General features: G+C 44.4%; 14 protein-coding genes. 6 read left to right on the top strand and 8 right to left on the bottom strand.

What is annotated here, in order from left to right:
• Both V5298_RS16925 and V5298_RS16920 read right to left on the bottom strand, forming a co-directional pair.
• On the bottom strand, positions 1-737 hold a 737-nt coding region (locus V5298_RS16925), incomplete at its 3' end, for a S8 family serine peptidase (protein ID WP_332932612.1).
• Positions 738-1,170: 433 nt separating this feature from the next.
• Positions 1,171-2,346, bottom strand: coding sequence for a thiolase family protein (locus tag V5298_RS16920; RefSeq protein WP_332932611.1), 1,176 nt, complete (start codon positions 2,344-2,346; stop codon positions 1,171-1,173).
• Between the two features lie 265 nt (positions 2,347-2,611).
• Between V5298_RS16920 and V5298_RS16915 the strand changes: the two genes are divergently transcribed.
• Complete coding sequence (locus V5298_RS16915; RefSeq protein ID WP_332932610.1) at positions 2,612-3,010, top strand: MerR family DNA-binding transcriptional regulator; 399 nt, start codon at positions 2,612-2,614, stop codon at positions 3,008-3,010.
• 162 nt (positions 3,011-3,172) lie between these two features.
• Here V5298_RS16915 and V5298_RS16910 read toward each other — a convergent pair whose 3' ends face one another.
• Complete coding sequence (locus V5298_RS16910; protein WP_332932609.1) at positions 3,173-3,706, bottom strand: SRPBCC family protein; 534 nt, start codon at positions 3,704-3,706, stop codon at positions 3,173-3,175.
• 420 nt (positions 3,707-4,126) lie between these two features.
• Here V5298_RS16910 and glgC point away from each other — a divergent pair, with 420 nt between their 5' ends.
• A complete protein-coding gene (glgC, locus tag V5298_RS16905) occupies positions 4,127-5,398 on the top strand; it encodes a glucose-1-phosphate adenylyltransferase (RefSeq protein WP_332932608.1) in 1,272 nt (423 codons plus the stop codon).
• Here glgC and V5298_RS16900 read toward each other — a convergent pair.
• Positions 5,388-6,185, bottom strand: a complete 798-nt coding sequence (locus V5298_RS16900) for an alpha/beta hydrolase (protein ID WP_332932607.1) — start codon at positions 6,183-6,185, stop codon at positions 5,388-5,390. The genes glgC and V5298_RS16900 overlap by 11 nt on opposite strands.
• Positions 6,186-6,295: 110 nt before the next feature.
• Between V5298_RS16900 and V5298_RS16895 the strand changes: the two genes are divergently transcribed.
• The gene (locus tag V5298_RS16895; RefSeq protein ID WP_332932606.1) at positions 6,296-7,111 is read left to right on the top strand and encodes a thioesterase family protein; all 816 of its coding nucleotides are present in this window, start codon (positions 6,296-6,298) and stop codon (positions 7,109-7,111) included.
• A 48-nt stretch (positions 7,112-7,159) separates the two neighbouring features.
• Here V5298_RS16895 and V5298_RS16890 read toward each other — a convergent pair whose 3' ends face one another.
• A complete protein-coding gene (locus V5298_RS16890; protein WP_332932605.1) occupies positions 7,160-8,005 on the bottom strand; it encodes an HDOD domain-containing protein in 846 nt (281 codons plus the stop codon).
• A gap of 326 nt (positions 8,006-8,331) precedes the next feature.
• On the opposite strand from V5298_RS16890, the gene V5298_RS16885 reads away from it, so the two are divergent.
• A complete protein-coding gene (locus V5298_RS16885) occupies positions 8,332-9,603 on the top strand; it encodes a glycosyltransferase (RefSeq protein WP_332932604.1) in 1,272 nt (423 codons plus the stop codon).
• Here the strand turns inward: V5298_RS16885 and V5298_RS16880 are convergent.
• Together V5298_RS16880 and V5298_RS16875 are read right to left on the bottom strand one after the other, a co-directional pair.
• Entirely contained in the window at positions 9,569-9,967 is a 399-nt protein-coding gene (locus V5298_RS16880; protein WP_332932603.1) for a SufE family protein, read from the bottom strand. The two genes, V5298_RS16885 and V5298_RS16880, sit on opposite strands and share 35 nt — an antisense overlap.
• Complete coding sequence (locus V5298_RS16875) at positions 9,964-10,365, bottom strand: DUF2750 domain-containing protein (protein WP_332932602.1); 402 nt, start codon at positions 10,363-10,365, stop codon at positions 9,964-9,966. Before V5298_RS16875 ends, V5298_RS16880 begins: the two co-directional genes overlap by 4 nt.
• 199 nt (positions 10,366-10,564) lie before the next feature.
• On the opposite strand from V5298_RS16875, the gene V5298_RS16870 reads away from it, so the two are divergent.
• Together V5298_RS16870 and V5298_RS16865 are read left to right on the top strand one after the other, a co-directional pair.
• Positions 10,565-11,368 carry a hypothetical protein gene (locus tag V5298_RS16870; protein WP_332932601.1) on the top strand — a complete coding sequence of 268 codons (804 nt, stop codon included), beginning with the start codon at positions 10,565-10,567 and terminating at the stop codon, positions 11,366-11,368.
• 17 nt (positions 11,369-11,385) lie between these two features.
• Entirely contained in the window at positions 11,386-11,829 is a 444-nt protein-coding gene (locus V5298_RS16865; protein WP_332932600.1) for a hypothetical protein, read from the top strand.
• 24 nt (positions 11,830-11,853) lie between these two features.
• Here the strand turns inward: V5298_RS16865 and V5298_RS16860 are convergent.
• A partial coding sequence (locus V5298_RS16860; RefSeq protein WP_332932599.1) for a putative bifunctional diguanylate cyclase/phosphodiesterase occupies positions 11,854-12,989 on the bottom strand: 1,136 nt, incomplete at its 5' end.

Below are 12,989 nucleotides of genomic sequence, written 5' to 3'. Positions count from 1 at the left end.
CTCTCGAAGCTATCTTTAAAGTAGCGCGCGCCAATCAGTTTGTTGTTACACGCGAATGTACCATCATCGGCTTCTTCACCGGCGTCACATTCCCCAGCCCAACCAATGGTTGACGGATCGGAATATGTACCATCGTCGGCGAAACTGGGGTTTTCCGGCGTAATACCCGTATCGAGTATACCAACCACCACATCATCGCCCTTAATACCCAAGGTATGCTGACCATTTGCACCAGTCAGACCTAGGAATTCGGGTGTATTCGAGGTGTTAACTTTAACCAGCTCATCCTGCCATACACTTACCACATCAGGATTAGCGCGCAGTGATTCAACTTGTTGTTCAGTCAGCTTGGCAGAAAAGCCATTGAAGCTATGGACATAATTGTGGATGATCTTGATATCGCCGATTTCGGCTGCGGTGCTGCGTTGTTTGCGTTTTAGTTCGCTAACATACTCACTGACTTGTCTGGTATCGGCAGCATATTGATTGCCGTGGGCGGCAACCGTTTGTTTACTAGGAATTAGTTCCCCGATTTCCTCTGCGTATGTAATACCGGGTGCATCTTTTAATTGAACAATATACAAACCGGAATTTTTTTTGACATTAACCTTGCTTGCTGTCGTAGAAAACTTAGCTAAATTCTCAGGAAAGACCTGTTGAGCATTAACAGCCGAGGACATACCAGCGGTTACTGCCATTGAGATCATGGTTCCCAATAGTTTCTTCTTAAATGTCATTTGCGTCTCCCATTGACACTTTTTTTTGTTTTGCGGCTTCCTTCAGTACGCAAGCATTTGCTTTCGAAACATCGGGAATTACCCTTTTTCTTGCAGCACAAGAAAAAGACCCGCTTTCTGGATTTAATGCAAATTTATTATTATTACGCTATCGAACTTTATTATTTCTTCCTTGCGCGATAGCACGGAAATCGCATTCAAAATCTACACCAACAAGTTATCAACCTGTTTTTTATACAGTTTTTTAAATAAACTACATGAAGTTAAAATGTTTTGTAAATTTATCTGACACTAAAGCGTTTGTTTTTTAAGCGCTTAACCGTTCCGTATGTGATGGGAAAATAGGGAGGCGTTACTCATCAAGACAAGATTTTAAGACAAAAAAAGCAGTGTATGAACACTGCTTTTTTTATTTTTTGAATAAGTAAGGGTGTTAGTACATTTCTACCGCAAGAGCAACACCCTCGCCGCCACCAATACAAAGTGAAGCAATCCCTTTTTTGCCGTTCTTTTCTTTCAAGGCATGTAAAAGCGTCACTAAGATCCGCGCACCGGATGCGCCGATAGGATGGCCTAATGCACAGGCACCACCATGGATATTCACCTTATTAAGATCTAATTGTAATTTCTTGATCGCTAACATGGTAACCATGGCAAAAGCTTCGTTGATTTCCCATAGATCAACATCATCTGTAGTCCAGCCGGCATTTTCCAATGCCTTTTGCATTGCGCCCACAGGTGCAAGTGTAAACTTCTCAGGTTCAATTGAATGAGTAGCATGGGCAACAATTTTAGCTAATGGCGCTAAACCCAGCGCTTTGGCTTTTGATTCAGACATTACCAGCAAGGCCGCCGCACCGTCAGAAATAGAACTGGAATTGGCCGCTGTTACCGTTCCGTCTTTTTTGAAAGCCGGGCGCAATGATGGGATTTTATCTGGACGGGCAGCCCCAGGGCCTTCGTCTGTATCAACAATCACATCGCCCTTGCGAGTGGAAATGGTCACCGGTGTAATCTCACCAACAAAGGCACCACTATTTACTGCTTCATTTGCCCGGGAAAGAGATGTTAAAGCAAATTCGTCCATTTGTTCTCGGGTTAACCCTTCGCTGTCGGCGGTGTCCTGAGCAAAACAGCCCATGGCTTTGCCATCGTATGCATTTTCAAGGCCATCAAGCATCATATGGTCAAGTACTTGCCCATGTCCCATACGATAGCCTGAGCGTGCTTTAGGCAGCAGATACGGCGCGTTACTCATGCTTTCCATACCACCGGCTAATACAACCTGTGCACTCCCCGCTTTAATAAGATCGTGGGCTAACATGACCGCTTTTAATCCGGAACCACACACTTTGTTTAAGGTAATTGCGCCCACTGACAGCGGTAATCCAGCCTTAAGGGTAGCTTGTCTCGCAGGTGCTTGACCTAATCCTGCCGGTAATACGCATCCCATTATCACTTCGTCGATTTGCGTCACATCCAAATCGGCACACGTTGCCTTAATCGCTTGGGCGCCTAATTCGGTGGCCTGTACTGGCGAAAGACTACCGTTAACCCCCCCCATAGGAGTGCGTTTTGCCGCTACAATTACTACTGCTTCGTTGCTCATAGTTTATTGCCTCATTACCTTTTTCAAAATTAAGTTCGATCACACCTCATACGAAGTGCCATTTAGGTCACTTCGCAATGGCGAAAATGCAAATAGAATCGTTACCATGATTGACGATGTGTCCCTGTTACCTTACCTTAACGTTAATTGCTTTTCACGTTAACGGAAGTATATTGCCGAAGGTCACATGTTTAAGTCTGGAACGCAAACGATTATTTAACAAGCCGTAAACGACGTGTTTTAAAAAAATTAAGGTATACCCACTATGACACATCAACAAGAAGAACAAACATACACCATTGGCGAACTGGCCCGTGAATTTGATATAACGCCACGCTCAATACGGTTTTATGAAGAACAGTTATTGCTCAGCCCTCGTAGAACGGGTCAAAATCGCATTTACAATAACAAAGACCACGTTAGGTTAAAGTTAATTTTACGTGGTAAGAGGTTGGGCTTCTCTTTAGCCGAAATTAAAAATCTGTTCGAATTGTATGATTCCAATCCGGATTCCGCCGTACAATTAAAAACCATGTTAAATTTGACCGAACAAAAACGCGCCCACTTACGCCAACAACTTGAAGATATTCAGATGCTTATGAATGAACTGGATGAAGTGGAAAACCGTTGTCGAGAAGAGCTTGCGCAATTAAAACGAGATTAAGACATATTAATTTGACTGGTTAAATGAATTTGATTAATAAATTATTTTTATTCATTACCCCTAAAAAAAATCCACCGGCAATGTCGAAGCCTCTGAGGTCATACCACCTAGTTTAGAACGACGCCCACGGGTTTATGGTGAGCATCCTTTGGCCTTAGACGTTTAACTTTGATTTTCAACAACGGTTTTCAAATTTTCCAGCCCGAGTTCAAAGTCAGGGCCAATCATATTGTCCATCATCAATCCCAAGTAACGATGAAAAGGGTTCGCACCTAACTTGCCGGTATCTTGCCAAGTAACCAGTGTGCCGCCCTTAACAGGTTCAAGGGTAAAACTGCCTGTGGAGCCCATTTCATATTCGGGAAAATAGAGGTTATAAACAACCATACGATTGTGCTTTAGGGCTGTTATTCGCATCTCACCACTGCCCTGAGTCTCGCTTTTCCATGAAGACTCCATCCCAATTGCTCTGTCTGGACCACTGAAGTTTACTTCCATATTAGGGTCTCGCATATACCACACCCCCCACTGTGACCAGGCTCTGAGATCGACAACATTGGGATAAATTTTCTCAGCCGGTGCTTCTATTAGGATTTTTCTTTCTACCTGATAATCCGCAGGTAAAATAAGTCCAATCAGTAATAGAAATACGATCCCTCCAACAAAGAAAATAACACTTTTCTTAAGCCAAGCCATAGGTTCCCCCCTGCAATTTTATTTACCAATATATAACAATTATTTCATAATATCAGCCATAGAAAACGTGAACCCCCCCAAAACTGCGTCGATTTGCACATATTTTGCCCCTTTTAAATGAAACTATTTAAAACTCTACAATGGGAAAACCGTTTGCCTTTTCGAAAGATCGTCTAGCTGGCCTCAACCGGCATTAAAAAAATTCTGCTAGACTTATTTGGGACAAACAAACACAACATTGATCTAATCGACTTGGTTTACTGAAAAATGTGTGCCATAAATAGTCTTATTCAAATCTGGTTAAAAACAAATACTTGGGTAATATGGAATTAATCACTTTTGAACAATGCTTCACCGGTGATGTCCATAGTATTAGTCTTATCTGCACAGCCGTACGTGCTGAACACATGGAGAATCAACATGGCTGATAACAGTTCACGCTATATAAGTAATCTCACCCGAAATACCTACGCGCTCATACTTGCAGGAGGAAAAGGGTCGAGACTGCATGAACTGACCACGTGGCGAGCAAAGCCTGCTTTATACTTTGGCGGTAAGTTTCGTATCATCGATTTTCCGCTTTCAAACTGCGTTAATTCGGGTATTCGACGTATCGGTGTTGTTACACAGTATAAGTCCCATTCACTCATTCGCCACCTTGTTAGAGGTTGGGGACACTTTAAAAAAGAACTGGGTGAATCAGTAGAAATCTTACCAGCATCACAACGTTTCTCTGATAGCTGGTATGAAGGTACCGCAGATGCCGTTTTCCAAAACATTGATATTATCCGCGACGAGCTTCCTAAATACGTAATGATTTTGTCCGGTGACCATATATACCGTATGGATTATGGCCCTATGCTTGCTCGTCACGTAGAAAGTGGCGCTCGTATGACAGTGTCCTGCATGTCGGTCCCCATCGAAGAAGCTGCCGGCGCATTTGGTGTGATGTCAGTAGACGAAAACATGCGCATCCATGGATTTGAAGAAAAGCCTTTATCCCCTTCCCCGCTCCCTGGCGACGATACCCGTTGTCTCGCCTCGATGGGAAATTATATCTTTGATACCGAATTTCTTTTTGAACAACTTAGGCGTGATGCAGAAAAACAAGGCTCACAACGGGATTTCGGTAAAGATATTATCCCTTCGATTATCAAAGAGCATAAGGTGTATGCTTACCCGTTTAAAAATACTGATAATGATGAAGCCTACTGGCGGGATGTGGGTACCATAGATTCATTCTGGGAGGCCAATATGGAAATGGTCGCACCGGTTCCCCAGCTGAACCTGTACGATCGTAAATGGCCAATTTGGACCTATCAGGAACAGTTACCCCCTGCCAAATTTGTTTGGGACGAAGATGGTCGTCGTGGAGAAGCCATTAATTCAGTGGTCTCCGGCGGCTGTATTATCTCTGGCTCCACCCTACGACGAAGCTTGTGCTTTTCCAACGTGCGCTTGCATTCCTACAGCAATATTGAAGAAGCCGTTATCTTGCCCGACGTCGAAGTCATGCGACATTGCCGGTTGAAAAAAGTCGTCATTGATCGCGGATGCGTTGTACCAGAAGGCACAGTAATTGGTTACAACCATGATGAAGACCGAGCCAGAGGGTTTAGGGTTTCGGATAAGGGCGTGGTATTAGTCACCCGTGAAATGCTGGGAATGCCTGTGGGCAGCCTTAGTATTTAGTATTTTCCCATCGCGTAATCGTGGCTGTGATCTGTGCAGCCACCGCTTCAGGGTGTTCCAGCACAAACATATGCCCGCCGTCCATTTCACTTAACTCCAGATGATTGTGACGGGCAAACAGTTTGACATCTCGCTTTCTTGATAGCTCAGATTGCCGACCCAAAATAATCTGACCCGGACAGGTAAGCTTGCCACGATATCGCCCTAAATTATGAGGAATATGGCGAAAAATATCAGCTTCCACATCTCGGCTAAAGGTTAACTTGCGCATTGTGCCTGAAATCTCTGTAGCACTTTCCACATAATCTCTTACACAACGCTTATCCATCCCTTTAAACAAAGATTTTGCAGCAAAGTAGTTTTCAATATCATCATCAATATGCCAATGCGTACGCCGTATTTTGGCAAATCTCGCTGGCGTTATCTTATCCATCAGTCCTAACATCTTAGCCCCTTTTAGTAGGAAGCTAGAAGAACCATAGAACAAGGGGGGATCAAGCATAATTAATCCTTTAACCCGATCAGGGGCACGACATGCACTTAGGTATGAAAGCACCGCCCCAAAGGAATGCCCCACTAGCCAAACCGGTGTGTTACCTACGTTCTCCTCAACGTAAGTTAACAACTCTTCCACTTGGGGCGTCCAGTTTTCAGTCACCGGAAATGCCTTATTATGCCCAAATTGGGGGGTGGCCAGTATTTTCCAATCTGCGGGAAACGCGGCAAAAAAGGTGCGATAACTGCCTGCGGGAAAACCGTTTGCATGGGCAAAATGTATTGTCGTCACGCTTTATTCCTTTTAATACAAAAACGGACAAATAAAATTGTCAGAATAGAAATTGGTGTTAAGTCATTTCTCTGCTAGCATAATACAAAACTCATCCGACCAGAAGCCTTATGCATATAGATGAATTACTTACCCCGCTGGAAATGATATCAACGGGCGAAGCGCGTTGGCAAAGTGCACCTTGTGTCATCCCTAAATCCTGGTCTCAGGGACGTACAGTATTTGGCGGTATCTCTGCGGCTATAATATATCAGGCCATCGCAACCCAAGCCACGGATGGATGGCTCCTACGGGCTTATACCACAAGTTTTATCGGTCCGTTACAGGTCGAGGTCCCTTTTACCATTGATGTGACGTGTTTACGAATCGGGAAGAATGTCTCCTACTTCAGCGCGCAAATTGTGCAAAATCAGAAGGTATCGGTGTTTGTTCAGGCCTGTTTTGGTCAAAGCAGAAAATCAAAAATACAGGTAGAAAATACAGATACCCATAATATGGATTTACCCTCAAAAGCGAAATTCATCCCTCTTATCCCCAAAGTTACCCCTAAATTTTTTCAACATTTTGAATTAGCCATACAAAAAGGTGGCATGCCGTTTTTAGGTCACAAAGACTGTGCCTATCACGGATTTATTCGTTACAAAAAAGCACCTAAACAGATAAGCGATGCCCATTTGATCGCAATGATCGATGCCTGGCCCCCGGCTACGTTGCAGCAATTACGTTGGCCTGCGCCAGCAAGTACTGTCAGTTGGAATATTGAATTTTTACATCCCCACCGGGAAGTAGAAGGCAGCGACTGGTTTGCCTACAAAGCAGAAACTCGGCAAGCGGGCAATGGCTACAGCCACACAGAGGCGACCATTTGGAATAAACACAATGACGTGATTGCCCTTAGCAGACAGACTGTTGCGGTATTTGACTGAGTTATCGGCAGGCCAATTTTTACTGTTTAACGTAACAAAAGGATGGCGCTAGTATAAGATAAATGCATTGGGGTTAAACAAGGACATCACGCTAATACATTGTAAATTAGTAATATCCAATGCATCTTCCAAGTCTTCCATTTTTAGCGATAAACGTTCGTGTAGTTCGGGGATAAGATTATTGTAACTAGGATAAACTTCCGGGTTGACGTTATCTAAGGCCAACACGTAACTAAGCTGCAGGATTTGTACATCGTCATCTTCAATTCCACTGTCGGTATCATGAATAAGCGAAACCGGTCGAATGATAGATTCCGGAATATTCCATTTACGTACCAATGCGGCGGATAATTCAGCGTAGGTAAACCCTAAAATGGCCTGTTGTAATTCTGCCGGACTCACTCTGGCATTAAATGCCAAACAGCGCTTGGCTTCGTGGGGCATTAAGGCAACCACAACCAGCTCACCCACATTATGCAGCAAACCACTCACAAACAAGCGTTCGGGCTCACGGATATGTCGATTTTCGGCAAAGTATTTTGCCAATAAAGCGCAACTGACGCTTTGTTCCCAGAATTTATCCAAATCAATGATTTTTGCATCGATATCATTAAAGGCATGGGTAATTCCGTAGGCCAGTGCAAGATCATACGCAGAACGGGTACCGATGACTTGTAACGCTTTGCTAATGGTTTCTATTTTGTTGGGGAAGCGATAGAGTGCGCTGTTTGCCACTTTAAGCAGTTGGGATGTGAGGCCAGGATCAAAGGCGATGATCTCTGCAATATCATCAATACTTGCAGCGCTGTCATCCATGCATTCTTTTAATCGAATAACGGCATCAGGCAACACGAAAACATCCATGGCCTTGTCTGCAATATCATTGGCTTTCATTAACCCCACCCCGTTTTTCACTGTGAATGATGTAAAACGTGAATAATTCTTTTATCGTTCACCTCTACTTGTATAGGCTATAAAATCAGTTATGCCAATATTTCATTGCTTACACATAACAATAACCCCAAATTTACCTTCCCTAACGGCGAACTGAATTACCATTACTGAATAAGTCTAATTCTCGACAATTATGTCGTGAAAGGGGCAAATGAAGCAACCAATACATACATAATAGGCGGTTAACTGCAGATAAAAACAACAACACTATTTAAATTCAAATCTGGTAGCATTTGCCCGCGTGTATTTTTAGAGGTTTTATCCTGATGATGTCAAAAAATCCCCCTTCAACATCTTTGCGACTTATCATAATAGGTAGCGTCTGGCCCGAGCCGAATTCCTCGGCGGCAGGTCAAAATATGATGGGGATCATTGACACCTTTTGTCAGGCTAACTGGCAAATTACCTTTATGTCTACGGCAGGCCATTCGGATATGGCGGCAGATCTTGGGGCCCTTGGTGTAAGTACAGAAACCGTCGCCCTGAACTGCTCCGATTTTGACCAACGCATTAAACAACTCAACCCAGACGTTGTAATATTCGATCGCTTTATGGTGGAAGAGCAGTTTTCTGCCCGAGTGTACCAAGTTTGTCCTAGTGCGTTACGTATTCTCAATACAGAAGATTTACACAGTGTGCGCCATGCCAGGCAGCAAAGCGTCAAAACAGGTAACAAGCTACCGTCGTCAACATCACCAAAACACAGCGATATTCAATACCGCGAAATTGCCTCAATTTTGCGAAGTGATCTTACATTGGTTATATCCCAACCTGAATACAAACTACTGCACGAAGTCTATCAGGTACCTCAGTCACAATTATTACTGCTTCCCCTACTCACAGGCTTGCCCCCTATTCCTTCGCGTCCATATGAAGAAAAAGAAGGGTTTGTGTTTATCGGTAATTTCCGTCATCCGCCTAATTGGGATGCGGTACTGCAATTGCAAAAGTTGTGGCCGGCCATTTACCGAAAAGTCCCCAGGGCACACCTGCATATCTATGGTGCCTATCCGCCTAAAAAAGCCATGACCTTGGATAATCCAAGCAAAGGATTTTGTGTTCACGGGTGGGCCAAAGATGCCGCTGCCACGGTGTCATCCCACCGCGTTATGCTTGCGCCTTTACGTTTTGGTGCGGGTATCAAGGGAAAACTGATTCTGGCCATGCGCTGCGCCACACCATCGGTAACAACAACAATGGGAACAGAAGGGATCGTATCGTGTCCATCCCAATGGCCAGGACGGGTGGCCGATGATGAAAACGCCTTTGTTGATGCTGCAGTGACCCTTTATCAAGATAAAACCCTGTGGTCAGAAGCAATGGGTGGGGGACATCAGATCGTGAACCAACAGTTCGATGATAATAAACACAAAACGGTGTTGCTTCATCGGGTGAATAACTATCTTGCCAATATTGAACGTCTGCGTCAGCAACATTTCACCCAAGGGATGTTATGGCATCACAGTTTACGTGCCACTCAATACATGAGTCAGTGGATCGAAGCTAAAAATCGCCCGCTAAACAAAGACGGCGAATAACCGCCGTGATCCCATTTGCCCTAGATTCACTGAGATAGCGATGAAGCCCTAATTCATGCATATAATTCACATAGGTACTTTCATCTAGCCTGACACTGTGTCCATTGGCTTTTTCTAACAACACAGCCAATACACCTCGTATAATTTTGGCGTCAGACCAGGCTAGAAAACCAGCCTGCTGTTCATCGAAGGCCAGCCACACCTGACTTTGACATCCGGCAACTTTATTTTCGTCAGTCCGCTGCGCAAGAGGTAATACGGGTAACACTTTTGACGCCAGCATCAATTCACGCATGGCGCTGTCCCACCCCTTTGCTGATTTTATTTTTTCCCCTAACGGATGAGGGAACGGGGCATCACTCAAGCCATTTCCTCATCAAAGCTCACGTTAAGATCGGCGGCAGACATGCTGATCCCCCCATCGTCTTGGTTAAGTGGAAAAATACACACGCCGGTTTCATTTTTCTCCATACCGGGTAACCAGACAGATATAAAGTCAGTTAGCGGTACAGACACGGGCTCAACGGTGCCAAGCGCTGGATTTTCCCACGTTTCCACCAGATCGCCGTGAGGCCAAACAGGTAATAACAAGCCTTCAGGGCTATCAATCATAATAAAGCCGTTGTCGTTTTTGGCTAACCACACGTGTTGCGCTTTTAGACAATATTGGAAAAACAACACACTGCGTTCATCGCTGTTAAGCACTTTTACCTGGTTAATCACAGGCTCGGCTAAATGCTCGGTAATGGTATTGGGAAACATGATGCACTCTGTAAGAGGAAATGGGGCATTATACGGATAGTTAACTGCGACCACCAGCGACCAAATTAATGTTACAGGCAATGCAAAAGAGTTTATGCCCCACCCAAGAGCATGCTAACCTGCCAGTTCAATGTAGGACATCTAAAAGTTCGCTATGGATTCGAAATACTTTATTAGCTCGCCCACCCAAGGTTCGTATATGCACTTAGACGAACCCCAGTTCAAAGAATTGAAAAGAGCGCGCAAAAGATTATCGTCAGAATACGCCATCAAACACAAATACCACCTGGTTCAATCGAACTTTGAGCTTGTTAATCAAGCCTTAGATGCACTATTGACCTGCTATATTGACCAAGCCCTATCTGCAGTCATGAATGAGGCAAAAAACAACTTAAACGCCGCGGTGAATAATTTCATTTTAAGCGCTAGAACCTACACTGCACAGCTTAAGCGCCATGTTCAAGCTTGCATTCCCCACGACAGAGAACAGGTAAACCGGGTAACACAGTGTATCGAGACAGAATACAAGCAAAGCTTTACCTTTCGGTTTGTGGAAAGCCTTTACGATTACGTTTCTTATTACGGGCTGAGCGTACATACGGTACAAATTGACAGCTATGGCACAGCAAAACCTTGTGAAGACCAACGGCGCTACGTCCTTAACGCTTTCATCGAGCGGGATTACCTTGGTGGCCCCACTGATTTTCGTGCATCTGTGCTGAAAGAAACCCCCTCAAAAGTGGATTTACGGCCATTACTCGATGAATTTATGGCGTGTTTAGCGCGGATCCATAAAGTCGCCTGTGACATCACCCAAGCCATTGCCAAACAAAGCCTGTATACCGTCAGGGAGTTTATCAATGTGTTTATCGGTGAGCACGGTCATTCGGGCAATAATCTGTTTGTGGTGCACACCATAGGCGAAGGACAAGATATGATATACGATCAGTTTCCCATATCCATGTACGCAGAACATCAAGCTGCTATCGATGAATATCGTTAGTGGGGAGAAAAGAACCAATGACAGAAAACAGACAAACCTCACAACATGAGCAAGACCGTTTTCCCGCGCATTTTGATAGTGTGGAAAACATTAGTTTTAATCACCGAATGCTAACGCTTTATCTCATCGCGGAAAAATTAACCCACTTGGACGGGGCAATATTGGAAGTGAATTTTCCCTGGCAAAGTGGGTTGCTCTCTTATGCCGAAACCAACGCATTTACCCGTTACAGCAATCAGGCCATGGCCTTAATTTCAGTCCTGCTGGAAAAGACAGGTAACAGTGAGGTGATTTATTTAGAAGTGGATCATAACCGCTGTCTCTACAGCTTTGCGTCAAGCCAACCTCAACAATTGTTTAATGCTTTACAACACATGCCATGCCCGGCAATTTTTGCGGCGCCCGCCATTACCCAGGTCGACATGTCACCCAGCCAGTATATTTGCCTCAAACGCCCCTAATAGCTCCGTATTTAGATAACAAGTCTATTCCCCATCATCACCCACAAGTTGCATTGATTCGAAGAGGCTTTTGGGCGTACCAAACAAAAAGCCTTGTAAATAATCACAGCCCAGTGCTTTTGCCACGCCTTCCTGCGCTTGGGTTTCTACGCCAGAAAATATCACGGTTTTGCCGAGTTTTTTGCATAATTCAACAAGGGTCTGGAGCAGTATTTTCGTTTTCTCGTTATGGCAATAATCAGAAACACGGGCATCAAATTTCACCATGGATACCGCCCCATCAACTAACATGGCTACGTCCATTTTGCCATCGCCAAAATTATCCAAGGCCACATTAAAACCGGTATCCACCAACGCATTGACCACCCGCTTAGCCGCAGGATCCGATAAGGATTGTTCTTTGATTTCAATAACCAGGGCGGAAGGAGGTATATTAAAGTCGGCAAGATAGGTGACAAACTGCTCGACCAATGAAGGTCTGGTTAATTGCAACAAGGAAACATTGACATGCAATTTAATGTGATTGTGTCCTTTTTCCACCAACAGTGAACGGGCAATACAAACTTCCCGGAGCATCTTTAACCCCAGCGCATTAATTAAGCCAGTTTCTTCTGCCACTGGGATAAAAATTTCCGGTGCAATATCAATGACATTTTCTCCGCGCCATCGACACAGGGCTTCGAGGCCGCAAATATCCCCCTTTGCATCAACAATGGGTTGAAAACGGGCGTACAGCTCCTTTTTCAAAATTGCATCATACAACCCCTGCTCCATAAACAACCGATATTCCACCGCTTCATTATGTTCAGGCGAATAGGTGGCCACAGTATTTTTACCCTGTTTTTTCGCTTCGTACATGGCCACATCAGCATGACGAAGTAGTTCTTCAGCACGGTTACCAAAAGCGGCATCAGCAATTCCAATACTGGCACTCACCGAGATCACGATGTTTTTGCAACTGGCGGGTTTATTCACCACATTTAGTATGCGCTCTGCCAATACCTGGGTGTCCCCTGACGTTTGCACCAGTACAATAAATTCATCGCCACCATGTCTTATCAGCGTGTCATTTTCACGAATAACCGATTTAACCCGCTTAGCACAAAGCTTTAATAGCTCATCGCCCACATCATGGCCATAGGTATCGTTCACCTGTTTAA

It is taken from the genome of Alteromonas sp. 14N.309.X.WAT.G.H12, from assembly GCF_036697315.1.
Taxonomy (GTDB): domain Bacteria; phylum Pseudomonadota; class Gammaproteobacteria; order Enterobacterales; family Alteromonadaceae; genus Alteromonas.
This window is presented reverse-complemented; position numbering and strand designations above follow the sequence as displayed.

Excerpts from the sequence above, each read along its gene's own strand:
- V5298_RS16865 (WP_332932600.1), top strand. The coding sequence starts at position 11,386 with ATGACAGAAAACAGACAAACCTCACAACATGAGCAAGACCGTTTTCCC.
- V5298_RS16910 (WP_332932609.1), bottom strand. The coding sequence starts at position 3,706 with ATGGCTTGGCTTAAGAAAAGTGTTATTTTCTTTGTTGGAGGGATCGTA.
- V5298_RS16885 (WP_332932604.1), top strand. The coding sequence starts at position 8,332 with ATGATGTCAAAAAATCCCCCTTCAACATCTTTGCGACTTATCATAATA.
- glgC (WP_332932608.1), top strand. The coding sequence starts at position 4,127 with ATGGCTGATAACAGTTCACGCTATATAAGTAATCTCACCCGAAATACC.
- V5298_RS16875 (WP_332932602.1), bottom strand. The coding sequence starts at position 10,365 with ATGTTTCCCAATACCATTACCGAGCATTTAGCCGAGCCTGTGATTAAC.
- V5298_RS16870 (WP_332932601.1), top strand. The coding sequence starts at position 10,565 with ATGCACTTAGACGAACCCCAGTTCAAAGAATTGAAAAGAGCGCGCAAA.
- V5298_RS16915 (WP_332932610.1), top strand. The coding sequence starts at position 2,612 with ATGACACATCAACAAGAAGAACAAACATACACCATTGGCGAACTGGCC.
- V5298_RS16895 (WP_332932606.1), top strand. The coding sequence starts at position 6,296 with ATGCATATAGATGAATTACTTACCCCGCTGGAAATGATATCAACGGGC.
- V5298_RS16920 (WP_332932611.1), bottom strand. The coding sequence starts at position 2,346 with ATGAGCAACGAAGCAGTAGTAATTGTAGCGGCAAAACGCACTCCTATG.
- V5298_RS16890 (WP_332932605.1), bottom strand. The coding sequence starts at position 8,005 with ATGAAAGCCAATGATATTGCAGACAAGGCCATGGATGTTTTCGTGTTG.